Source organism: Nonomuraea roseoviolacea subsp. carminata (assembly GCF_024172185.1).
Classification (GTDB): Bacteria; Actinomycetota; Actinomycetes; order Streptosporangiales; family Streptosporangiaceae; genus Nonomuraea; species Nonomuraea roseoviolacea.
In genome coordinates this window covers 9,472,066-9,494,536 of sequence record NZ_JAMZEC010000001.1, presented here as the reverse complement: position 1 = coordinate 9,494,536, position 22,471 = coordinate 9,472,066, and the positions used below count along the sequence as shown (strand labels likewise).

Sequence of the window (22,471 nt, the reverse complement as noted above, 5' to 3'; positions counted from 1 at the left end):
GCGGCGGCCAATGACCGAATAGTGTTCGGTTCATGTACCCGGGAGTGATCGCGGCAACGAACCCGGACAAACCCGCTGTCGTGATGGCGGGTTCCGGGGAGATCGTCACCTATCGGCGGCTGGACGAGGAGTCCAACCGGCTGGCCCACCTGTTCCGCGCCGCCGGGCTGCGGCCGGGCGACCACGTCGCCTTCATGCTCGGCAACCACCCCCTCTTCCTGGCCATCGCCTGGGCCGCCCACCGCTCCGGCCTGTACTACACGGCGATCAGCTCCCGGTTGCTCGCCGACGAGGTGGCGTACATCGTGGACAACTGCGGCGCGCGGGTCTTCATCGCCGGCGCGGACCTCGCCGAGGTCGCCACGTCGATCACCGGCGCCACGCCGCGCGTCGAGCGCCGCCTCATGCTGGACGGCACGGCCGAGGGGTTCGAGTCGTACGAGCGGGCGGTCGCCGGCATGCCGGTCACGCCGATCCCCGGCGAGCGCCAGGGCGCCGACATGCTCTACTCCTCCGGCACCACCGGCCGCCCCAAAGGCGTCAAACCGCCCCTGCCGCGGGCCCCGCTCACCGAGCCGACCATGCTGTACAAGCTCGTGGCCGGCCTGTTCGCGCCGTCCGCCGACAGCGTGTACCTGTCGCCCGCGCCGCTCTACCACGCCGCCCCGCTGCGCTACTGCATGACCTTCCAGCGGCTCGGCGCGACCGTCGTGGTGATGGAGCGCTTCGACCCCGAGGAGTACCTGCGGCTGGTCGAGAAGCACGCGGTCACCCACACGCAGCTCGTGCCCTCCATGTTCAGCCGGCTGCTCAAGCTGCCGGAGGAGACCCGCGCCGCGTACGACCTGTCGTCGCTGACCTGCGCCGTCCACGCCGCCGCGCCCTGCCCGGTCCCGGTCAAGGAGCGGATGATGGAGTGGTGGGGCCCGATCATCCACGAGTACTACGCGGGCACCGAGGGCAACGGCTTCCTGTACGCCTCGCCCCAGGACTGGCTGGCGCACCCGGGCACGGTCGGCCGCTCCCTGCTCGGCCCCGTCCACGTCTGCGACGAGGGGGGCCGGGAGCTGCCGCCGGGGGAGACCGGCGTGATCTACTTCGAGAGCGGCGTCCGCTTCGAGTACCACGGCGACCCCGGCAAGACCCGCTCCGTCCAGGACCCGCAGGGGCGCGGCTGGACCACGCTCGGCGACATCGGCCACCTCGACGCCGACGGCTTCCTCTACCTCACCGACCGGCTCTCGTACATGATCATTTCCGGCGGGGTGAACATCTACCCGCAGGAGGCGGAGAACGTCCTGTCCGTGCACCCCGAGGTCGCCGACGTCGCCGTCTTCGGCGTGCCGGACGAGGAGATGGGCGAGCAGGTCAAGGCCGTGGTGCAGCCGACGTCCATGGAACGAGCCGGGCCGGAGCTGGCGGCCGAGCTGATCGCGTACTGCCGCTCGCGGCTGGCACACTACAAGTGCCCGCGCTCGGTCGACTTCCGCGCGGAGCTGCCGCGCCACGCCACCGGCAAGCTCTACAAGCGGCTGCTCAGGGACGAGTACTGGCCCTCCACCGACACCGCGACGGCAAAGCTCGGATAGATTTTTCCGGCTCCCGGGATCGCGTGACCGAGCCCCCACCAGCGGCGATAAGGCCCGTGTCAGACGTCTCAGAAACCTCCGATCAACGGCTTAACGTGCACTTACGCGCTACTTGGCACTCTTGAGTCATCGGGACTTGAGGAGATGACAATGAACGCGAACGAGCCTCGCGAGCAGGGAAACGGCGGCTGGAGCCAGTTCGGTGCCACGCCGCCCTCCGCCGGGGGCTTCCCCCGTCGGGACACCACGGTCATGGGGCAGCCCGTACCTCCGCCTCCACCGCCCGCGCCCGCCGTCAAGCCGGGCCTCTCCACCCGTCAGAAGGCCATCGCCGGCCTCGCCCTGGCCGCCATGGCCATCGGCGGCGGTGCGGCGGGGGCCGCCGTCGCCACCGCGATGCAGCCGGACACGATCGCCGCGGCCGCCCCGGCGCCCGCCTCGTTCAAGCAGGCGTCCAGCACCTTGACCGTCTCGGACGTCGCCGCGAAGCTGCAGCCGTCCGTCGTCATGATCGAGGGCAGCACCGGTGAGGGGTCGGGCGTGGTGCTGACCGCCGACGGCCTCATCCTCACCAACAACCACGTGGTCGTGGGGGCCGGGCAGGGCGGCCAGATGTCGGTCAAGTTCAGCGACGGCAAGAGCGCCAAGGCGTCGGTCGTCGGCACCGACCCGGCCACCGACCTCGCGGTGATCAGGGCCGAGGGCGTGTCGGGGCTGACCCCCGCCCGGCTCGGCGACAGCGACCAGCTCAGGGTCGGCGCGCCCGTCCTCGCCATCGGCAGCCCGCTCGGGCTCCAGGGTTCGGTCACGGCCGGCATCGTCAGCGCCCTCGACCGCACGCTCACCGTCGGCGGCGAGCAGCAGCAGCAGGTCCCGCCGGGCTGGGGCCAGCAGCCCGGCGGCCAGGGGGGCGAGGTGACCACGATCGGCGGCGCCATCCAGACCGACGCGGCCATCAACCCCGGCAACTCCGGCGGCGCGCTCGTCGACGCCGCGGGCCAGGTCGTGGGCATCAACAGCGCCATCGCCACCAACGGCGGCAGCAGCGGCAACATCGGCGTGGGCTTCGCCATCCCCATCAACACCGCCAAGCAGGTGGCCGACCAGCTCATCAAGGGCGGCAAGGTCAGCCACGCCTACCTCGGCGTCAGCGTCACCGACGCCACCGGCGACGTCTCGGGCGCCCTGGTTCGCCAGGTGATCGAGGGCAGCCCGGCGGCCAAGGCGGGGCTCCAGGAGGGCGACCTCATCACGAAGATCGCCGGCAAGCCGGTGGACGGCGGAGATACGGTACTTGGCCAGGTCAGAGGTTTCAAAGTGGGCCAACAGGTTCAGATCACATATATGAGGGACGGCAAGACGAGTAACGTCACCGTCACTCTCGCAGAGAAGAAATAACAGGACCCCCTCACGGACGGGTGTGCCGTCGAGATCGCTGCGGACTCGGCGGCACACCCCCGTTCAGGTTTCCGGCGCGGGGGCCGTCAGGAGAACCGGCGGCCCTCGTCGCGCCGGTAGGCCCAGCCGGCGGCCAGCGCCGCCGCGACCGTCCACACCACGAGCATGACGATCCCGGTGGCATTCGGGGTCGAGCCGGTGGCCGCGCTCCACACCAGCTCCGCCGCGCCGCGGCTCGGCACGTACGGGGAGAGCGCCTGCAGGAACCCCGGCATGACCTGTGGCGGTATGAACAGCCCGCCCACGATCGCGATCGGGAAGAACACCACCTGCGACACGCCGATGGCCGCCTTCGACGGCAGCAGGAACCCCAGGAACAGCCCGATGAGCATGAACGGCAGCGATCCCGCGAGCAGCGCCGCCAGCCCGAGCGCCAGCCTCGGCGCCGTGACGCTGGCCTTCGTCAGCAGCGCCGCGATGACCAGCACCGGCACGGCCGCCGCGAGCATGACCGCCATGGTGGTCACGATGCGCCCGGCGAAGCGGGGGAACGGCCCGGCGGGCAGCGTGCGCAGGTAGGGGTTCCACGGCTGCTCGCGGTCCTGCGCGACCGAGATGCTCAGGCCCATCACCGCCGCCGACATCGCGCCGACCATCATCATCGACCCGGTCGCCCGGGTCGCGCCGACCGGGTCGTCGCCCGCGAACGGCACGACGAACGCCAGCATCGACGCCGCGGGGAAGAACGCGCTGGCCACCAGACCGAGCGGCACCCGGATCTGCTCCAGGAGCTGGTAGCGGGTGTGGGCGAGGACGAGACTAGACATCGGCGGTCTCCTTCGAGGTGATGGCGAGGAACGCCTCCTCCAGCGTGGTGGGCCGGATCTCCAGCCCCGAGAACGGCGTGCCGCTGCGCACCAGCTCCACCACCAGCCGGTCGGGGTCGGCGGTGAGGAGGTGGACGCGGCCGTCCGCGCGCTCGCTGCCGAGGACGCCGGGCAGCTCGGGCAGCTCGGCCGCGGTCAGCGAGACGCGCCGCGTGCCGACCACGTCGCGGATGGCGGTCACGGTGTCGTCGGCCAGCACCCGTCCGTGGCCTACGACGACGACCCGCTGCGCCAGCGCCTCGATCTCCTCCAGGTAGTGGCTGGTCAGCAGGATCGTGCCGCCCTGCTCGTGGAAGCTCCTGACGCCGTCCCATAACGCGCGCCGGGCCTCCACGTCCAGGCCGGTGGTCGGCTCGTCGAGGAAGACCATGCGGGGCTCGCCGGCGAAGGCCAGCGCCACGGCCAGCCGCCGCCGCTGCCCGCCCGACAGGCCGCCGATCTGCCGCCTGGCCAGGTCCTGGAGGCCGAACCGTTCGAGCAGCTCGCCCTTGTCCGCGCGACGCGGGTAGTGGGCCGAGACGAAGTCGACGATCTCGCCGACCTTCAGCGCCTCGGGCAGGCCGGTCTCCTGCGGGGTGACGCCGATGCCCTGCCGTACCAGGGGGTCCTGGGGGGAGCCGCCGAGCAGCTCCACCGTGCCGGACGTCGGCCGGCGCAGGCCGACGAACAGGTTGATGAGCGTGGACTTGCCGGCCCCGTTCGGGCCGAGCAGGCCGACCAGCTCGCCGGCCCGGATGTCGAGGGACACCCGGTCGAGCGCGAGCACGTCGCCGTACCTGCGGGACACCTCCGCCGCGCGGGCGAGGACGGTCATGATGAGCCTCCAGCATGGTCGAGGAGGGCGCGGATGGCCCTGGTGTACTCGTCGAAGGCCAGCCGCCCGCGCTTCGTGAGCCCGACGTAGGTGACGGGGGTGCGGCCCTTGTGCGTCTTGGTGATCCGGACGTACCCGGCGTCCTCCAGCTTGGTGAGGTGGACGGACAGGTTGCCCGCGGTCATGCCGAGCAGGTCCTTCAGCGCCGGGAACGCCATCTCGTCGCGGTCGCCGAGGGTGTTGAGCGCCGCCACCACGCGCAGCCGGGCCTGGGCGTGGATGACGGGGTCGAGCTCGGGCGGCGGGGTGGCGTCGGCGGTCATGGGCGCCGCCGGAGCCACAGGCTGGCCGCGATGAACCCCCCGCCGACGAGGACCGCGACCAGGAGAGCCTGCCAGCCCGCGCCGAGCATGACGCCGGTCGCGTCGACGGCGATGGTCCAGGCGCCGAGAAAGAACATCGGCCATTCCAGCCAGGCCGCCGACGACATCATGTACATCAGGCCGACGACGAGCAGCGACGCGCCCGTCCAGAGGATCTGCGCCTCCTCCTCCGGCAGGGCGACGGAGAGCCGGACGCAGATGACGATCATGAGGGCCATCCCGGCCGCCCAGCTGTAGCCGGTCATGGCGCCGCGCGCCGAGGCGTCGCCGCGCACCAGCCGGCTGCGCCGCGCGATGCCGAACCCGGCGAAGGCGCCCGCCAGGACCTGCGCGCCCTGGAGCACCCCGACCGCCTGCATCTGCGAGATCGGGGCCAGGCCCCGGCCGTCCAGCCCGAAGTGCAGGAAGACCGCGCCGAAGCCGATCAGCCAGGCGACGCCCCACGGGAGGTAGAGAAGCAGCGGCTCGCCCTTGAGCTGCCGGACGGTGGCCGCCTGCTGCCGCTCGATGAGCCGGAGGGTCTCCTCCGGGGTGGGCGGGGCCTCAGGGTCGTCTGTCATCTCAACCTCTCTCACCATCAAACTGGTTTGAATCGTAAACCAGATGGCGCCGCCAACTCAACCCCCCTCCCCGGAGACGTGGGTCAGCGGGCGGTCAGTTCCCGGACGGGAGAGCCGGACAGGAAGGCGGCGATGTCCTCCACCGCCTCCGTGTAGTAGGTCCGGTAGTTCCCCTCGGTGACGTAGCCGAGGTGCGGCGTGGCCAGCACGTTGGGCAGGGCGCGCAAGGGGTCGCCGGCGGGCAGGGGCTCGGTCTCGAAGACGTCGAGCCCGGCCCCCGCGATCCAGCCCTCACGCAGCGCGCGCAGCAGCGCCGCCTGATCGACGAGGCCCGCGCGGGAGGTGTTGACGAGATACGCGTGCGGCCGCATCGCGCGCAGTTCCGCCTCGCCCAGCAGGCCGCGGGTGCGCTCGGACAGGACGAGGTGGAGAGACACGACGTCGCTGCGGCGCAGCAGGTCCTCCTTGCCGGCGGCCAGCCGGGCCCCGGCCTCGGCGGCCCGCTCGGGGGTGAGGTTCCGGCTCCAGGCGAGGACGTCCATGCCGAAGGCGGTGGCGACGCGGGCCACGCGGCCGCCGATCTTGCCGAGGCCGATCAGGCCGAGGGTGCGGCCGTGGAGGTCCTGGCCGACGGTGGACTGCCACCCGCCCTCGCGCAGCGCCCGGCTCTCGGCCGGCACCTGCCGCGCCAGGCCCAGGATGAGCGCCCAGGTCAGCTCGACGGGCGGGGTGGAGCCGCTGGCCGTGCCGCAGACCGTCACCCCGGCCGCGGCCGCCGCGGCGAGGTCGATCGAGGCGTTGCGCATGCCCGTGGTCACCAGCAGCCGCAGCCGGGGCAGGCGGCGCAGGAGGTCCGCGTCGAACGGCGTGCGCTCCCGCATGGCCACCACGATCTCGCAGTCGGCGAGGGCGGCGACGAGCTGGTCGCGGTCCGCGAGGTGTTCGCGCAGCGCGCGGACCTCGACCTTCCCGGCGAGGGGACTCCAGTCGGCGAGGGACAGGGCGACGCCCTGGTAGTCGTCCAGCACAGCGCAGCGGAGGGTCATGCGGGGATCCCGGTTCTCGTCAGATGGTGCGTTCCGTGGTCAGCGGGAGCGGGTGAGGACCTCCGACTCCCACAGGTCACGGTAGTAGCCGGGCGCGGCGACCAGCTCGGCGTGGGTACCGCGCTGGATCACCCGGCCCTCCTCCAGCACGACGATCTCGTCCACGTCCTCCAGGCCGCGCAGCCGGTGGGTGACGAGCAGCGTGGTGCGGCCCCGGGTCGCGTCGAGCAGGTCGGCCATGAGCCGGTCGGCCGTCTCCTCGTCCAGCGCCTCGGCCGGCTCGTCCAGCAGCAGCACCGGCGGGTCGTGCAGCAGAGCCCGAGCCAGGGCCAGCCGCTGGAGCTGCCCGCCGGACACGGTCCGGCCGTCCTCGCCGAGCTGGGCGTCCCAGCCGGTCCGCTCGACCCACTGCTCCAGCCGCGCCTCGCGCACCGCCCGGGCCAGCTCCTCCTCGCCCGCCTCGGGGCCGGCCAGGCGCAGGTTGTCGCGCAGGGTGGTCTGGAAGACGTACGGGTCCTGGGTCAGGCCCGTCATGAGCGTCCGCGCGTCGTCGGAGGCGAACGCGCGCAGGTCGGCGCCGTTGACCAGCACCCGGCCGGCCTCCGGCTCCACCAGGCGCATCAGCGCCGACAGCAGGCTGCTCTTGCCGGCGCCGCTGGGGCCGACGAGCGCGACCCGCCGGCCCGGCGTCAGCGTCAGCGACATGCCGTCGAGCGCGGGCCGGGCGGCGTCCGCGTGCCGCACGACCAGGTCCTCGACCTCCACCGTGTACGGCGGGGCGGGCACGGGCGCGGGGTCGCGCGGCTCGGCGACGGCCGCCGGGGCCGTGCGGACCTCCTTGAGGCGCCGCAGCGCGGCCGTGATGCCCGCCATGCGCTCGCCCGCCGCCGCGAGCGGCAGCACCGGCTCGAACGACACCAGCGCCGTCAGCGCCAGCACGGCCGTGGCCACCGGACCGGCCTCGGCGCCCTGGGCGAGCAGCACGATGGCCGCCACGGTCAGGCCCTGCACGAGGGTGCCGCCGGCCAGGGCGAGGGCCTGGACGCGGGCCTGGCGCCGTTCGAGGGCCGCCAGGTCGTCGTCCGCGGCCAGCGCCGCCGTCAGCGCCCTGTCCTCCGCCCCGTACGCGGCCAGGTCGGCCGAGCCGTGCACCAGGTCGGCCACCGAGCCCGCCAGCGCGGCCCGCGCCGGGGCGATCCGGGCCGACCAGCGGCGCGCCGCGGCGGCGGTGAGGGCCGGCAGCAGCACGCCGGCCACGGCGAGCCCGGCGACCAGCACCAGCGCCGTCACGGGCAGCACGAACAGCCCGACGACGACCGCGGCCAGCCCGGTCAGCGCCGCGGCGGCGGCCGGGATCAGGGCGCGCACGAGCAGGTCCTGGACCGCCTCGGTGTCGTCCACCATGCGGCTCAGCAGGTCGGCGCCGCCGTGCCGGGGCGGGCGCGGCGGGATCAGCGCCTCGTACAGCTCCTCGCGGGTGGCCGCCTGGGCGCGCAGGGCCACGTCGTGGCCGGTGAGGCGCTCGGCGTAACGCAGGACGCCCTTGCCGGTGGCGAACGCTCGCGTGGCCACGATCGCCACGCTGAGCGCGGCCAGCGGCGGCTGCTCGGCGGCGCGGGTGATCAGCCACGCGGCGGCGGCGATCAGGCCCAGCCCGGCCAGGTCGGCGCCCGCCCCGGCCAGGACGGCCCAGGTCAGCCGGAGTCCCATCCGCCGGTTCACCGATCACCTCCGAGGTCCTGCCGGCCGGCCCGCACGGTTTCCTCGCGGCCGGACCTGGCCTGCTCGTCGTCCGCCGTCCGGTCTCCCGGCGCTCCCGGCTCCGGCGGCGGCCCGTCCGGGGACCGGGCGCCCGAGGAGGGCGTGCCGGAAGAGGGGGAGTGGGAGGGGCGGGCGTCCGAGAAGGACACGCCTGCGGAGGAAGCGCCCGAGGAGGAGGTGGCCACGGGCGTGCCCGAGGAGGGCGGCTCCGAAGAGGGGTTGTCCGGAGGCGGGGGAGCGGGGGAGGGGACGCGGCGGTGGGCGGCGGTGTCGGAGACCACGCGGCCCTCGTGGAGGCGGACGACGCGGTCGGCCAGCTCGATCATCGCGGGCCGGTGCGCGACGATGACGGCCGTGCGCCCCTCGCTCAGCTCGGCCGTCGCGGCGACCACCGCGGCCTCGCTGCGCCCGTCGAGCCGGGCGGTCGGCTCGTCCAGCAGCAGCACCGGGGCGTGCGGACGGCAGAAGGCCCGGGCCAGCGCGACCCGCTGCCGCTGGCCGGCCGACAGGTTGGCGCCGCGCTCGCCCACCGGGGTGTCGTAGCCGCCGGGGAGCCGTTCCACGAACTCGTCGGCGCGCGCCGCCGCGGCGGCCCGGCGTACCTCGTCGGGGGTGGCCTCGGGGGCGCCCAGCCGGATGTTGCCGGCCACGGACGTCGCGAACAGGTGGGGCCGTTGCGGCACGAACGCCAGCCGGTCGCGCCACGCGCGCGGGTCGAGCTCGCGCAGGTCGGCGCCGTCCACGAGGACGCGGCCCTCGGCCGGCTCGACGAAGCGGAGCAGCAGGTGGAGCAGCGTGCTCTTGCCGCCGCCGCTCTCGCCGACGAGCGCGACCCGCTCGCCCGGCTCGATGGTCAGGGACACGCCGAACAGGGCCGGGTCGTCCCGGCCGGGGTAGCGCACGGTGACGTTCTCCAGCTCGATCCGCGGCGCCCCGCGTCCCGGCCCGGCGCTCGCCGCGGCCTTCGCGGGGGTGGCGGGCTCCGGGTCGGCGGCCCCGTCCAGGACGGCGAAGGCGGCGTCGGCCGCCGCGACCCCCTCCATCGAGGCGTGGAAGCGGGTGCCCATCGCGCGCAGCGGCAGGTACGCCTCGGGCGCCAGCAGCAGCACCAGCAGCGCCGTCGTCAGGTCCAGCGTGCCGCCCAGCAGCCGCAGCCCGATCGGCACCGCCACCAGCGCCAGCGACAGCGACGCGCACAGCTCCAGCACCAGCGACGACAGGAACGCCACCCGCAGCGTCCGCATGGTGGCCGCGCGGTGGGCGTCGGCGACCTGCCGGATGACCGTCGCCTGGTAGCGGGCCCGGCCGAACGCGCGCAGCGTCGGCAAGCCGCGCACCACGTCGAGGAAGTGCCCGCCGAGCCGGGACAGCGCGTGGAACTGCCGCTCGGTGACCGCCTTGGTCGTCATGCCCACCAGCGCGCCGAAGACCGGGATCAGCGGCAGCGTGACCAGCACGATCACCGCGCTGGCCAGGTCGGCGGCGAACAGCCGCACCAGCACCGCCACCGGCACCACCCCGGCGACGGCCACCGCGGGCAGGTAGCCGGTCAGGTAGGCGTCGAGCCGGTCGAGGCCGCGGCCGGCGAGCGTCACGAGCTCGCCCGAGCGGTGATCGCTCAGCCGGGCCGGGCCGAGCTCCTGGAGCCGTTCCAGCAGCCGGCGGCGCAGGGCGGACTTCACGCCGGTGGCGGTGCGCCCGGCGAAGGCGCCCTGCGTCCACGCCAGCAGGGCCCGCAGCGCCACCACGGCGACCAGGCCGGTCAGCGCCGTCGCGGCGAACCTGCCCGACAGCACGCCGGCCAGCAGCTCGGCCTGCACCAGCACGAGCAGGCCGGCGACGACCGCGGCCGCGAGGGTGACGGCCAGGTGGCGGCGTACCGACCGCTCGGCCCGCATGAGGCGGAGGAGATCTCGATGCACGTGTCCTCAGAAGAACGAGGGGGTCCGGACGGCGCTCCTCCCGGGTCGGAAGAACCGCCACACCCATACTTGCGCGAGCACCATGACGGGCGCGAACGGCAGCGCCATGACACCCATCACACCCAGTGTGGACGCCGGGGCGCTGTGGTCCAGCAGGTACGGCAGGGAGCCTCCGAGCACGGCCAGCGCGGGCAGGGCGGCGGCCAGCGCCGACAGGGCCAGGGCCCGCCCGGTGCGGGTGATGCCGGCGGTCTCGGGCGCGCGCCAGCCGAGGAACGTCCAGCCGTGCCAGGCGAACAGCAGCGTGACCACCACGCCCAGGAGCAGCCCCAGCGGGTGCAGCAGCGAGGAGCCGAAGCCGGTCGCGGCGGCGTACAGCGTGACGCCCCACCCGAACGACAGCCCCAGCGACCCGGCCGTGATCATCGCGTCCCAGAACCGCCGCCAGCCCGGTCCGTCGATCCGGCGCCGGAACCACAGCCCGGCGTCACGGACGACCCACGACAGCAGCATGGCCACCACCAGCGGGTAGAGCCCGAACAGCGCCTCGCCCTCCAGATGCGGGTAGACGCCGAAGAGCGCGCCGGCGACCGCGACCAGCCACACCTCGTTGGCCAGCACGAAGGGCGCCATGGCCGCGACCATGCGGTCGCGGGTCTCCTGGGTCCGGCCGATCACCGGCATGAGCAGTCCCACGCCGAGGTCGAAGCCCTCCAGCGCGAAGTAGCCGGACAGGAGCAGCGTGAAGACGGCGTACCAGATCAGTTCCATGGCGGGTGGCTCCTAGTAGCTCAGCGCGGGGGCGGGCCGCTCCTCGGCGGCGGCGCCCAGGTCGAGGTCGCGCGGGCCCCGGCGGACCAGCCGGGCGATGAGCGCGTAGTCGGTGAGGGCGAGCAGCCCGAGCACGGCGGTGAAGCCGACCAGCGACACCGTGATCATGCCCGGGGTGAGGCCCGGGGACATGGCGTCGGCGACGGTCAGCTTCTTCCAGACCATCCACGGCTGGCGCCCCAGCTCCCTGGCCAGCCAGCCGCAGATCGCCAGGACGAACGGGACGGGCGTGAGGATCATCAGCAGCCGGTGCGTCCACCGCCAGCGCGGCAGGAAACGCACCAGCGGCAGCATGAGGAACACCGCGACGAAGAACATCAGGTTGCCGACGTCCATCATCAGGGCGAGCGGCGTGGCGGCGGTGTCGCCCTTGAACTTGCCCTCCTGGATGCCGCCGAACTGGGCGTAGCCGAAGCCGACGGTCAGCGTGATGCCGAGGGCGGCCGTCACGATGCCCGTGCGCATGGAGCGGGTGAAGAACGCGGCGTCCTCGCCGCCGCGGCGCAGCCGGTAGGCGCTCGCGCCGACCAGCACCATGCCGGCCGTGAACAGCCCCGCGCTGAGCACGTGCGGGAAGGAGAACACGAGGGTCTTGTTGGTGAACAGGGCCGCGGCGTCGACCAGCTCCAGCCGGCCGCCGCGCTCGACGGCGCCCGCGGGGTTCTGCAGGAAGGAGTTGGCGGTCATGATGAACCAGGCGCTGGCGTACGCGGTGAGCGTCACGGCCCAGATGCAGGCCAGGTGGAGCCACTTCGGCAGCCGGCCCCAGCCGAAGATCCACAGGCCGAGGAACGTGGACTCCAGGAAGAACGCGACGAGCGTCTCCATGGCCAGGGGGGCGCCGAAGACGTCGCCGGCGTAGCGGGACAGTCCGCTCCACGACAGCCCGAACTGGAACTCCATCACCAGGCCGGTCACGATGCCCACCGCGTAGTTGGTGACGTAGACCTGCCCCCAGAACCGGACCGTCCGCTCGTGCTCGGGCGCGCCGGACAGCGTCCAGCGGGTGTGCATGATCGCCACCAGCGGCGCCAACCCCAGGGTGAGCAGGACGAACAGGAAGTGCAGGCTTCCGGTCACCGCGAACTGCGTTCGCGCCAGGTCCAGCGCGTCCATGCGCGTCAACTCCTTCATCTTGGCTACCTACATATAGAGAGCCTACATGTAGACTGTCTACATGAAGCACGGTTGCCTAGGATCGTGGGCATGAACCCCGACGCGCTCCGCGGTCACATGGACGCCTTGCTGCTGTCCGTGGTCGAGGCCGGGCCGCTGCACGGTTACGCCATCATCGAGGCGCTGCAGGAGCGGAGCGGGGGTGCGCTGTCCGTGCCCACGGGCACCGTGTACCCGGCGCTGCGCCGGCTGGAGCGCGTCGGCCACCTGTCCAGCGAGTGGGCCACGGTCGGCGGGCGCAAGCGCCGCACCTACCGGCTCACCGACTCCGGGCGCAGGCAACTGGAGGGGGAGCGGTCGGCCTGGCGCGAGTTCACCAGCGCCATCGGCAGCGTCCTGAGCCCGGGCCCGGAAGCCCCCTGACCGCGCCTCGCGCGCCGGGTCAGTTCGTACGGGTCAGTTCGTACGGGTCAGGCGCAGGCAGCGGGTGGCCCCGTACAGCAGTAGCCCCCAGAAGGCCGAGGTCACCAGCTCGGCCAGCGCGACCGGCAGCATCTGGTCGAACTCGCCGGGCAGGCCGGAGGTCAGGGTGAGCGCCGAGCTCAGCAGCCCGCACACCGGCAGCGCGATCATGACGGTCATCCCGAGCGAGCGCGTGATCGTCCGGGGCCGCCGGATCCAGCGCATGCCGCGGCCGAGCGCGAGCAGCGCGATCCCGCCGTACACGCCCGCTCCCGCCTGCACGTAGTCGAGCGTGCGCGAGACCGCTCCGTACCAGACCGGGCGGTCCTGCCAGGGGGTGCCGGAGTCGGGGTAGAGCCGCCAGATCGCCGACCAGATGAGCACGCTGACCGGCAGGCTGAGGAACAGCAGCGCCGCCAGCCGCCGGCCCGCCGCGGTGGTCAGCTCGTCCTGGAAGCCCGGGGCGATCTCCGTCACCTCGCCGAACTCCGCGACGGCCAGCCGCTCGGCCTCGGCGCGGTCGAACCCCTCCGCCTCCAGGGCGTCGGCGGCGTCGGCCAGGCTGTCGCGTGCCTCGACGACCAGATCGCGCTTGGGCCCGGCCGGCCCGGCCAGCGCCCTGCTCAGATCGGCCACGTAGTCGTCGATCAGCATGCCCCAAGTGTACGGGCGGGGCGTCCGGCGGCCCATCCGGGATCTCCCCGATGTCGCCCTTGCTTGATATGTAGGAAATTTCCTACGTATAGTGTCCGGCATGGACATCTCCTCGATCCTCACCGTGACCGTGCCCGTGGCCGACCAGGAGCGCGCCCTCGCCTTCTACACCGGCGTCCTCGGCATGGAGGTCCGCACCGACAACCCGGCCCCCATGGGCCGGTGGCTGACCGTGGCCCCCAAGGGCGGCGAGACCGCCCTGCTGCTCGCCTCCTGGTTCCCCGACATGGCGCCGCTCGGCGGCCTCGTGGTCGCCTCACCCGGCCTGGACGAGCTCGCCGCCCGCCTGCGCGAGCACGGCGCCGACTGCGAAGGCCCCGTCGACGAGCCGTGGGGGCGGCAGCTCGTGTTCAAGGACCCCGACGGCAACGGGTTCGTGGTGGTGGCGGCGTGACGTCGGACCACGTCTTCGCCGCCCTGGCCAGCCCGGTCAGACGCCGGCTGCTGCGCCTGCTGCTGGACGAGGGCGCGCAGCCGGCCGGGCGGCTGGCCGTACGCTTCGACATGAGCCGGCCGAGCGTCTCGGAGCACCTGAAGGTCCTCAAGGACGCGGGCCTCGTGGCCGAGACCCGCATGGGACGCGAGCGGCACTACCGGCTGGAGGCGGCCCCGCTCATGGAGATCCGCGAGTGGCTCACGCCGTACGAGCGGTTCTGGCGCGAACGCCTGTCCGCCCTCGGCACCCTGCTGGACGAGATGGACGACCTCGACCCGGATCGGGACGGCTTCGAAGACCCGAACGAGAGGAACGGTGAGCAACCCCATGACTGATCCGACGCCGCCACCCGGCGCCACCGACGTGGGCGACGACCTGAGCTCCATCCACCTGGACCAGTTCCTCGCCCACCCGCCCGCCAAGGTGTGGCGCGCGATCACCGACCCGGACCTGATGGCCCGCTGGCTCATGCCGAACGACTTCAAGCCCGTGGTGGGACACCGCTTCACCTACACCACCAAGCCCATGGAGGCCGTCGGCTTCGACGGGATCGTGCGCTGCGAGGTGCTGGAGGTCGTACGGGAACGCCTGCTGCGCATCAGCTGGCGGGGCGGCCGCGACGCCGACTGGACGGTCACCTGGCGCCTGGAACCGGAGGGCACCGGGACGCGGCTCTTCCTGGACCACGAGGGCTTCGACCCGGACGACGCGACGCAGCAGTTGTCGCGCCGCATCATGGGCAGCGGCTGGCGTACGGGCCACTTCCGCGCCATCGCGACGATCCTGGACGAACTCCCGAACTGACCCACACAAGGCAAGGCCCTCACGATGGGGGGCGCTCCGCGCGACAGACGTTCGGACAGCGCCCCCCAGGGGGCTCCGCCCCCTTCGACCCCCAAGGGCAAGGCCCTCGCTCCGCTCGGACGCCCCGAGCGGGGCTTGCGCCCCGCACCCCCGACCGGGGCCTCCCGGCCCCGGACCCCGGGCCCTGCCCGACACGCTCATGGCGCAGAGGGGAGCTGTCGGGATCGGAGGAGGATGCCGACAGGCGGACCGGCGTTCAAGGGCTGTCAGCAGGCGGGCGAGGCTCGGCGAGGGTAGCGAGACGAGGGCCGGTATCGCCGACGGGCTTCGACCTCGTCGCCGGCCCGAGGGGGTTCCTCGTGGTCGTCCACGACAGACGACAATCGGTTCGTTCCGCCCGCAGCGCGTCGGCGTGCGGGCGTTCAGTCGTCCAGCAGGCGCTGGACGTCCTCCAGGAGCTTCGCGTCGGCGGCCAGGTGCGCCTCGGCGTTGTCGAACAGGGCGTCGGCCAGCGGCGACAACCCCGCCTTCACGGGACGTACCTCCACGATGGACGTCACGCGGGAGGGCGAGCGGCTCATGGTGGAGGTGAGCGGGTTGGTGAGGACGGAGCTGCGTCCGATGTCGCGGACCCGCTTCTTCGCGAGGATGAAGGGGGAGGTCGAGCTGGACTTCCTGGCCAACGGCGAGATCGCCCTCGATTGGGCGGGTCACGACGTCATCGCCCGGCCCGTCTGAAGCAGCGGCAAGGACCTCCCTCCATTCAGCGGGCCCCGCCCGGCTCACTCCTCGGACTTGAGGATCTCCAGACCACTCGCGACCAGCATCGGCGTGAACTCCACGACGGCATGATTGGCGACGCCGTTGAGGACGTACGGGTCGGTGGCAAGAAGGCGGTCGAGCTCTTCGGCGGGCATCCGAGGGGCGAGGTAGACGCCCCCGACCAGAGGCACCTGGCGCCCGGCCACCAGCAGCAACCGTCGTGCGATGAGGTCGTTCAGCCAGTCACCGTGGGCCGGCCGCCACGGGTCGACTTCATCCAGCGGTGCCGTGTAGGTCACTGTGACAACGAACATGATCGGACCCTAGGGGGACACCCGCGACCGCCGCGACCCGATTTCCCGCTCCGGGGACGGCTCCTGCGAGGCCGCAGGACGGCTCGAAATGGTGAACACCAGAGGACTTCGAGAGACTTTCGTGGGGTGACCGCCACGTATGGAGAGGCACGTAAGGCGGCCTCCGCCATGGCCGGCATCGGTAGTACAGCGATGAAGGGATGGCGATCATGTTCACTTCGATCAGTTCCGGGCCCACGACCCGTCTGGCGGCGCTGCTGGCCTCCGCCGCGCTGACGCTGACGGTCGGCGGTCCAGCCGCGATGGCGGCGCCTCAGGCCCCCGCCGGTACCAGCGGCGCAGCCGTCGTCCCGGTGAGGGAGGGCAACTTCTTCATCGCGCTCCCGAGGCATGGCTTCAGGGCGGGCACCGTGCACTTCAGCATCAAGAACGTGGGCCGGCACCGGCACGCGCTGTCGGTCGCGGGGCCCGGGGTCCACAGCACCTCCGCGGTCATGCCGCCCGGGGGAAGGACTTCGCTCACGGTGTCCCTGAAGAAGGGCCGATACCTGCTGTGGTGCCCGGTGGACCACCACCGCCAGCGGGGCATGTGGACGTGGATCCGGGTGAGATAGCGCATCTAGGACGCCCACCGTCCGAGGGGTGATGCCGCTCTACGGGCACGTCAAGGTGGGCACGGCGCCGCAGTCGGCCCGTTCCACCGTGACGCCGGGCAGGTCCCTGGTCCACCGGCGGGTGAGCTCGCCGAGCCGCGCCGCCCCCGGGGGAGTGCGGCCCAGGCCGATCGCGTGGCGGACCTGCCGTGGGCCGCTCTCGAACGGGCTGCTCTCGAACGGGCGCGGCCAGGCGTGGACGTCCGGCATCCCGTACTCCTCCAGGATGCTGAGCAGCTCCAGCATCCGTCCTCGGACGCGGCCGAGCACCGCGTCGAGCTCCTCGGGACGCTCGGAGTGCGCGGTCACCACCGCCCAGGCCGCGTGGCGGCGGTGGAGGGGCGGCGGGGCGGGCAGCTCGGCGGAGCGGCCGTTCTCCGTCAGCTCCCAGGCCCGGTAGAGCTCCTGGGCGAGCAGGTCCAGGAAGCCGGGCGTGACCTGGCGGGCGCAGTTGCGCACGGGGAAGCTGGGCGTCAGCACCACCGCGGGGGCCGCTTCCGGCGGTTCCGGATGGGCGGGGGTGAGGTCGAGGGTGATCGGGTCCCGCCAGTCCCAGGCGGCCCACGTGCTGAAGAAGCGGCCCAGCAGGTCGTCGCCGGCGGGCAGGTCGCCGCTCTCCCGTACGGTGCGCGCGGCCATGACCGTCCAGGCCAGGCCGGGGAGCCCGCCGAACGGCGCGGAGTCCAGGCCGCGTGCCCGCGTCCACGCCTTCACCCGCCTGGCGAGGACGGCGAAGCGGGCATGGTCGTGACCGACGGCGGCGCGGATCGCGTCCGCGTCGCTGACCGCGCTCAGGGCGAGCGCCGCCGCCTGGCCGAGTTCTGCGCGGCGGGCCACCGCCTGTTCGGGCGGGAGGGGGCCGACGGGGACCACGGTCAGGTCCACGTCGAGCTCGGCCGTACGGAACCGGAGGCCCGGCACCCGGGCGCCCACCACCTGGCGCAGCCGGTCCGCGCCGGGCAGCGCCGCGCGTACCCGGGCCTCGACCTGGGCCATGTCCATGCGGGCGGGCGGCGCCGTCGGGAGGTTGGGGCCGGGTAGCGCGGCCACGAGGTCCAGGTCGGCGTCCGGGAGCTCGCAGCCCATGCGCCGGGATCCGGCGAGGTGCACGATCCCCGGTGCCAGCGCCTCCTCCACCCGCCGCACCACACGCGCCGCCAGGTCCGGCGGTCCCTTCTCCTCGAAGCCGTCCGCCGGGACGCTCGACCGCTCGCCGCCGTCCGCCTGATCGGGCAGCCAGTGGATCTCGCCGGTGCCCAGGACGATCCGGGCCCGGGGCCGCATGGGCTCGTCCGCGCGGCGCGACAGCATCACGAGCTCCCCGACCTGCGCCGTCATCCCGGCCATGCGGATCGGATCCCCGGTACGGCCGAGCGTCAGGTGCGGGGTGAAGCCTTCGGGGCGTCGTCCCGCGCAGCGAGGGAAACGACGTTCGAGCGCCTGCCGCAGCCGGGCCCAGGGCGCCGGGTCGCCGGCGGCCGGGTCGAGCCAGGCCGTCACGTGGTCGCGATGCCGGAACGTCCGCACCCCCTCCAGCCTGGCGACGAACGGCTCGACCTCGCCGGCCGCCGCGGCCAGCAACGGCGCCGCCTCCTCGAACGCCGACTCCGGCACGAAGCCGAAGAGCAGGTTCACGTGCGGCGGCCAGCGGTCGATCTGCGGATCGTACGCGCGCCGCATGTCCTGGATCGGCGGCCACAGCTCCCGGGGCGGTATCCACGCCACCGCCGTCCGCGCCGTCGGCGGCACGTCGAGCACACCACCGGTCGCGTCACCGGAGAGGGCGTCGCCGGCCGTGTCACCGGACAGGTCGAGGACGGCCTCCACGCCGTAGTGATCGGAGATGAACAACCCCTCGGAGGTGGGCGTGTCGCCGAGCAGCGCCGCCGACACCACCCGGGGCCCGCCCCGCAGCAGCACCCGATCCAGGCGCGCGGCCCGGCCCGACCGCGACGAGAGCGCCGCCAGCGGATTGACGGCCGGGTCGAACGTGGGGGTCTGGTCGGATCCGTGCCTCTCCGTCCAGGCGTCGCGGAGACCGAGCGCGGACGCGGGGGTGTCCGTGCCGTCGTTGAAGTCGCCCATCAGGACCAGATCGCCGTCCACGCCCGCCAGTCCCTCGGCGATCGCGGCCAGCTCGGCGCGCCGCCTTCCCGCGCCGTCGTGGGAATGGTCGCTGGTCAGGTGGGTGACGGCGACGACGAGCGGGCCACGAGCGGTGTCCACGGCGACGGCGGCCACCGACTTGTGCGGGCCCAGCTCGTGCCGGGCCGCCTCCCGGACGGGCAGCCGGCTCAGCAGCAGCAGGCCGCCGTCCTCGACGTCGGGACCGTACGGGTCGGTGCCGAGCGTGTAACCGGCCCGTACCCACGAGGCGGTCAGCAGCATCGACAGCAGCGCGGGCTCGACCTCCTGCAGGGCGATGACGTCCGCGCCGGCCTCCTCCATGGCCGCCAGCAGCAGGGGACGGCGCCGGGCGGTGTCGATGCGGTCACTGTCGTAGCGGTCCCACAAGGTGTTCCACGTCAGCACGCGCACGGCCGCATGCCGGGCGTGCGCACCCCCGGCGCCTCCCGCGCCTCCGTGCCCAGCCGACGCCCGCCCCGCGGAGGGACGCCATCCACCACCGGCCGCATCCCAGACGTATGGAGTCCTGGCCGTGAAGAACGGGGGCCGCAGGAGTCGCGGGTCACGCGCCCGGCCCGCCTCGCAGGTGTCCACCAGGTCCAGGCCCGTGGCGCGGTCCCAGATCCGCTGCCCGTCCGCCTCGACGAACAGCACCCGGTGCCACGGGATGTCGCCCCCGGGCGTGAAGGCGGGCAGCGGGACGCGCTTGGGCTCCGCGCCGCGCTGGCCGACCCCCAGGACGAAACGGGACGGGTCGAACCGCGGATCCCAGCGGACCCGGTGGTAGATCTCCTCGCTGGTACGCATCACGCCTCCCCCTCCAGGCTGCCGTCCACGTCGCCGACGGCTCCGTCCGCCCCGACGTACCAGAGGCGATGGGCCTGACCGGGATACGGCGGGACGAACCGGCGCGACTGCGCGGCCAGCACGTGCGCGGGCACCGGATGGGCGCGGCGGGCGTTGCGCCTGCCCAGCTCGTCCTCCTCCACCAGCGCGACCGCGTACGTCGTCAGCGCGTCGCGGCGGCGCGCCACCGTGTTCACCATGGAGCGCTGGTGCTGGTTGAGCGAGGTGGCGTCCCACGCCACGGCGCCGCCGGCCGCCAGGGCGGCGTCGAGCCGGTCCAGCGCCTCGCCGAGCACCGCCCGGTTGGCCCGCTGGTCGGCCCGCGAGCCCCGCGCCTCGCGGAGGTCGTCCAGCGACAGGTACGCGTCGATCCCCGCCAGACCGGCCCCGAACGTGCTCTTCCCGCTGCCCGACGGCCCGACCAGGTGCACCAGCCGGGGGAACCGCCCGGACCGCCACCGCCAGGTCGCCGCCACCGCCTCCTCGACCGTGGCGACGCGCCCTCTCGCCCAGGAGTCGCGCGCCTCCGCCCAGCACCGGTCGGCCGCCTCCGCGCCGAGGCCGGCCAGCGCCTCGCGCAGACCGGTCCGCAACGGCTCCAGCGGCGCCGGCCCGAGCAGCCCGGCCTCCTCGGCGTGCAGGGCCGACCATTCGACCTGCTCACGCCCCTGACCCGCCGCGTCGTCCGCGCGCCCGGCGAGTACGGCGGCGGCCACGGCGTGCAGCACGCCCAGGTCGGCGGCCAGCGCCATGCGCCCGAGCCCGGCCCGCCGTTCCTCGTCCGGGTACGGCCGGTGCAGGGCGCCGTGCAGGCCCACGAGATCCGCGATCCGCCGCGCCGCCCGCATGCCCAGCGGTCCCGCCAGCCGGGCCGCGACCCGGGCGCGCGGCATGGAGCGCAGCGCCGTGGCCAGGACGCCGGACAGGCGGGCGTCCCCGTCCCGGCCGATCGCGTCCAGCCGGGCCGCCACCTCGGCGACCGCCACCTCGGCCGCCGCCTCCCCGACCCCGGGACCCGCTTCGACGGCGGCTCCGGGCTCGGCCCGGGGGACGCCCACCGCGGCCAGCAGCGCGCCCACGTCGGGTTCCGCGCCCGAGCGCACCGACCACAGCGCCGCTCCCGGGCCGAGCGCGTTGGGCACGACGGCGGCGTGCATCCAGTGCGTGCCGGTCCGTACGTGCTCCTGCCGCACCCACTTGGCCACCCGTCCCGCGAACTCCTCCCGCCCGAACCCGGCGGCGGTCCGCACCACGTAGCCCTCTTGCCGCTCCACGTCCAGCCGCAGCGCCCGCAGCGCCCGCTCGTCGAACACGCCGCGCCACAGCACCGGCGGCACCGGGATGCCGAGCCCGCGCAGGAACGCGACGGTGCGGTCCCAGTCCAGGCACCGGTCGCCGTCCCAGACCGAGAACCCGTAGAACCAGCTCTCCAGCCCCTGGTACGCGAGGGAGTGCCGGGCGTACATGTTCTCCCCGCACACCCGCCACCCCGCCGGGATGCGCCCGCCGATCCGCCCCTGCAGTCCTTTGACCCAGGCCCGGGAGGGATGGTGCGCCGAGTCCAGCGACCGGGCGTGCAGCCCGTCCGCGTACAGGGTGGTGTTCTCCCCGTCGAGCTTCTCCGTGACCACGACCTCGCGCCCGCGCAGCCCGGACAGATCTCCCGCACGCACGTCGTCCGGGGTCACACCGGGGGACCAGGGCAGGTGAGGGGTACGCGGATAGTGCACGCGCATGATCCCTCCCCTCGGCGGGAGTCACTGTACAAGCGGCGTGTCAGCGCCTCCATCGAATAACCAGACGTCCAAGGGCATGGCCCTCGCTCCGCTCGGACGCCCTGAGCGGGGCTCGCGCCCCCGCACCCCCGGCCGGGGCCTCGCGGCCCCGGACCCCGCGCCCGACCTGGCGCGCTCACGGCTTCAGGTGCCGGTTAGCGCCTGTACGGAGTTCGGATCTTCAGGTCGGTCGAAGGCTTCGGATCCACAAGATGGCCCCGCGTAGATGAAGACCCGCCAGATAGCTATCGGGGGTCTTGTCGAAGCGGAAAGCCAGCCCACGCCACTCCTTGATCCGATTGATGCATCGTTCTGCGGTGTTGCGTTGCTTGTAGAGATCGGGATCATGGCTGACCGGCCGGCCGCCGCGGGAGCCGCGCTTCTTGCGGTTGGCCGCCTGGTCGCTCTTCTCCGGGATGACCGCCTTGATCCGGCGTCGACGTAAGTAGGAGCGGTTGCCGCGCGAGGAGTAGGCCTTGTCGGCGGCCACCGCGTCCGGGCGGGTGCGCGGACGTCCGAGGGGCAGGCGAATCTTGATGCGCTCCAGCACGGCGCGAAACTGCGGGCTGTCTCCCGCCTGGCCAGGGGTGAGAACAAAAGACAGCGGACGGCATCGCCGCTCAGCTGACAGGTGCACCTTGCTGGTCAGCCCGCCCCGCGAGCGGCCCAGCTTGGCCGCCGTCAGCCGGAACCTGCGCCGCCGTCGTAGCCGCCGCCCTTCGTCTCGGCCGTCTTCATCGGGGTTGCCGTCGCGGGGGTTTTGCCCCTTTGGCGGAGCCCCTTTTCCTGCTCGGCTGCCTGTTCCAGCAGTTCGACAAGCTCGCTGTCGAGTGCCATTCCGGCGGCGTGATGGTGGGCGCGGGCCGTGGTGGAATCCACGCTGACCAGGCCAAGCTCGGTCTGCCCGCGGGCCGCGGCCTCGGCGATCATTGCCTGCATCAGCTGCTCGAATACGCCGCTCAGTGCCCAGGAGCGGAACCGGTCGTAGGTGCTGGACCAGGGCCCGTACTCGGTGGGCAGGTCCCGCCACGGACTGCCCGTGCGAAACCGCCACATCACCGCGTTGAACTGCCGCCGCAGATCCGGAATCGGGCCTCGCTCACCCAGGGGCAGGTGAGGCTCGATCAAGGACCATTCCTCGTCGGTGAGGTCTCCACGTGCCATGGCGAAGACCTACCAGGATCGCGGACAGCAGGCAGGCAGATCCCTCTGATCTCAACTCCGTACAGGCCCTAGTTCACAGAAGAGGAGGACTCGGAAAGCCGTCACTC

At 73.4% G+C, this 22,471-nt stretch carries 21 protein-coding genes and 1 pseudogene; 8 read left to right on the top strand and 14 right to left on the bottom strand.

Annotated elements, in window-relative coordinates:
* The first annotated feature begins 32 nt into the window (after window positions 1-32).
* Together HD595_RS44280 and HD595_RS44275 are read left to right on the top strand one after the other, a co-directional pair.
* Window positions 33-1,589 (top strand): AMP-binding protein, encoded by a 1,557-nt coding sequence (locus HD595_RS44280; protein ID WP_253780487.1) that lies wholly within the window; start codon window positions 33-35, stop codon window positions 1,587-1,589.
* A gap of 150 nt (window positions 1,590-1,739) precedes the next feature.
* On the top strand, window positions 1,740-2,987 hold the full coding sequence (locus tag HD595_RS44275; RefSeq protein WP_253780485.1) for a S1C family serine protease: 1,248 nt from the start codon (window positions 1,740-1,742) through the stop codon (window positions 2,985-2,987).
* Window positions 2,988-3,073: 86 nt separating this feature from the next.
* Here HD595_RS44275 and HD595_RS44270 read toward each other — a convergent pair whose 3' ends face one another.
* The 9 genes from HD595_RS44270 to HD595_RS44230 all read right to left on the bottom strand — a co-directional run bounded on the left by HD595_RS44270 (window position 3,074) and on the right by HD595_RS44230 (window position 12,307).
* Window positions 3,074-3,814, bottom strand: coding sequence for an ABC transporter permease (locus tag HD595_RS44270; protein ID WP_253780483.1), 741 nt, complete (start codon window positions 3,812-3,814; stop codon window positions 3,074-3,076).
* Complete coding sequence (locus HD595_RS44265) at window positions 3,807-4,688, bottom strand: ABC transporter ATP-binding protein (protein WP_253780481.1); 882 nt, start codon at window positions 4,686-4,688, stop codon at window positions 3,807-3,809. Before HD595_RS44265 ends, HD595_RS44270 begins: the two co-directional genes overlap by 8 nt.
* Window positions 4,685-5,011 (bottom strand): transcriptional regulator, encoded by a 327-nt coding sequence (locus HD595_RS44260; RefSeq protein WP_253780478.1) that lies wholly within the window; start codon window positions 5,009-5,011, stop codon window positions 4,685-4,687. Before HD595_RS44260 ends, HD595_RS44265 begins: the two co-directional genes overlap by 4 nt.
* On the bottom strand, window positions 5,008-5,631 hold the full coding sequence (locus tag HD595_RS44255; protein ID WP_253780476.1) for a hypothetical protein: 624 nt from the start codon (window positions 5,629-5,631) through the stop codon (window positions 5,008-5,010). The genes HD595_RS44260 and HD595_RS44255 overlap by 4 nt, the downstream gene beginning before the upstream one ends.
* Before the next feature lie 83 nt (window positions 5,632-5,714).
* A complete protein-coding gene (locus HD595_RS44250) occupies window positions 5,715-6,677 on the bottom strand; it encodes a D-2-hydroxyacid dehydrogenase family protein (RefSeq protein ID WP_253780474.1) in 963 nt (320 codons plus the stop codon).
* Between the two features lie 39 nt (window positions 6,678-6,716).
* Window positions 6,717-8,399 carry a thiol reductant ABC exporter subunit CydC gene (gene cydC / locus HD595_RS44245; protein WP_253780472.1) on the bottom strand — a complete coding sequence of 561 codons (1,683 nt, stop codon included), beginning with the start codon at window positions 8,397-8,399 and terminating at the stop codon, window positions 6,717-6,719.
* Window positions 8,396-10,360 carry a thiol reductant ABC exporter subunit CydD gene (cydD, locus tag HD595_RS44240; protein ID WP_253780470.1) on the bottom strand — a complete coding sequence of 655 codons (1,965 nt, stop codon included), beginning with the start codon at window positions 10,358-10,360 and terminating at the stop codon, window positions 8,396-8,398. The genes cydC and cydD overlap by 4 nt, the downstream gene beginning before the upstream one ends.
* Before the next feature lie 6 nt (window positions 10,361-10,366).
* Window positions 10,367-11,131 carry a cytochrome d ubiquinol oxidase subunit II gene (locus HD595_RS44235; RefSeq protein WP_253780468.1) on the bottom strand — a complete coding sequence of 255 codons (765 nt, stop codon included), beginning with the start codon at window positions 11,129-11,131 and terminating at the stop codon, window positions 10,367-10,369.
* A 12-nt stretch (window positions 11,132-11,143) separates the two neighbouring features.
* The gene (locus tag HD595_RS44230) at window positions 11,144-12,307 is read right to left on the bottom strand and encodes a cytochrome ubiquinol oxidase subunit I (protein WP_253781470.1); all 1,164 of its coding nucleotides are present in this window, start codon (window positions 12,305-12,307) and stop codon (window positions 11,144-11,146) included.
* Window positions 12,308-12,397: 90 nt separating this feature from the next.
* Here HD595_RS44230 and HD595_RS44225 point away from each other — a divergent pair, with 90 nt between their 5' ends.
* Complete coding sequence (locus HD595_RS44225) at window positions 12,398-12,730, top strand: helix-turn-helix transcriptional regulator (protein ID WP_253780467.1); 333 nt, start codon at window positions 12,398-12,400, stop codon at window positions 12,728-12,730.
* A gap of 33 nt (window positions 12,731-12,763) precedes the next feature.
* On the opposite strand, the gene HD595_RS44220 is transcribed toward HD595_RS44225, so the two are convergent.
* The gene (locus HD595_RS44220) at window positions 12,764-13,423 is read right to left on the bottom strand and encodes a permease prefix domain 1-containing protein (protein ID WP_253780464.1); all 660 of its coding nucleotides are present in this window, start codon (window positions 13,421-13,423) and stop codon (window positions 12,764-12,766) included.
* A 100-nt stretch (window positions 13,424-13,523) separates the two neighbouring features.
* Between HD595_RS44220 and HD595_RS44215 the strand changes: the two genes are divergently transcribed.
* The 4 genes from HD595_RS44215 to HD595_RS44200 all read left to right on the top strand — a co-directional run bounded on the left by HD595_RS44215 (window position 13,524) and on the right by HD595_RS44200 (window position 15,461).
* The gene (locus HD595_RS44215) at window positions 13,524-13,877 is read left to right on the top strand and encodes a VOC family protein (protein WP_253780461.1); all 354 of its coding nucleotides are present in this window, start codon (window positions 13,524-13,526) and stop codon (window positions 13,875-13,877) included.
* Window positions 13,874-14,254: an ArsR/SmtB family transcription factor gene (locus HD595_RS44210; RefSeq protein ID WP_253780458.1), complete on the top strand. Its 381-nt coding sequence runs from the start codon at window positions 13,874-13,876 to the stop codon at window positions 14,252-14,254. Before HD595_RS44215 ends, HD595_RS44210 begins: the two co-directional genes overlap by 4 nt.
* The gene (locus tag HD595_RS44205; protein ID WP_253780455.1) at window positions 14,247-14,723 is read left to right on the top strand and encodes an SRPBCC family protein; all 477 of its coding nucleotides are present in this window, start codon (window positions 14,247-14,249) and stop codon (window positions 14,721-14,723) included. Before HD595_RS44210 ends, HD595_RS44205 begins: the two co-directional genes overlap by 8 nt.
* 549 nt (window positions 14,724-15,272) lie before the next feature.
* Window positions 15,273-15,461: a hypothetical protein gene (locus HD595_RS44200; RefSeq protein WP_253780452.1), complete on the top strand. Its 189-nt coding sequence runs from the start codon at window positions 15,273-15,275 to the stop codon at window positions 15,459-15,461.
* 44 nt (window positions 15,462-15,505) lie between these two features.
* On the opposite strand, the gene HD595_RS44195 is transcribed toward HD595_RS44200, so the two are convergent.
* Entirely contained in the window at window positions 15,506-15,799 is a 294-nt protein-coding gene (locus HD595_RS44195; RefSeq protein ID WP_253780450.1) for a YciI family protein, read from the bottom strand.
* Between the two features lie 209 nt (window positions 15,800-16,008).
* On the opposite strand from HD595_RS44195, the gene HD595_RS44190 reads away from it, so the two are divergent.
* Entirely contained in the window at window positions 16,009-16,413 is a 405-nt protein-coding gene (locus tag HD595_RS44190) for a hypothetical protein (RefSeq protein ID WP_253780448.1), read from the top strand.
* Window positions 16,414-16,452: 39 nt separating this feature from the next.
* Here HD595_RS44190 and HD595_RS44185 read toward each other — a convergent pair whose 3' ends face one another.
* From HD595_RS44185 to HD595_RS44175, 3 genes and pseudogenes are all read right to left on the bottom strand, one after another.
* Complete coding sequence (locus HD595_RS44185) at window positions 16,453-19,386, bottom strand: poly(A) polymerase (protein WP_253780445.1); 2,934 nt, start codon at window positions 19,384-19,386, stop codon at window positions 16,453-16,455.
* Window positions 19,386-21,161 (bottom strand): RNA ligase family protein, encoded by a 1,776-nt coding sequence (locus tag HD595_RS44180; RefSeq protein WP_253780442.1) that lies wholly within the window; start codon window positions 21,159-21,161, stop codon window positions 19,386-19,388. Before HD595_RS44180 ends, HD595_RS44185 begins: the two co-directional genes overlap by 1 nt.
* Window positions 21,162-21,381: 220 nt before the next feature.
* Window positions 21,382-22,364, bottom strand: a pseudogene (locus HD595_RS44175) (IS5 family transposase).
* Window positions 22,365-22,471: the final 107 nt, after the last annotated feature.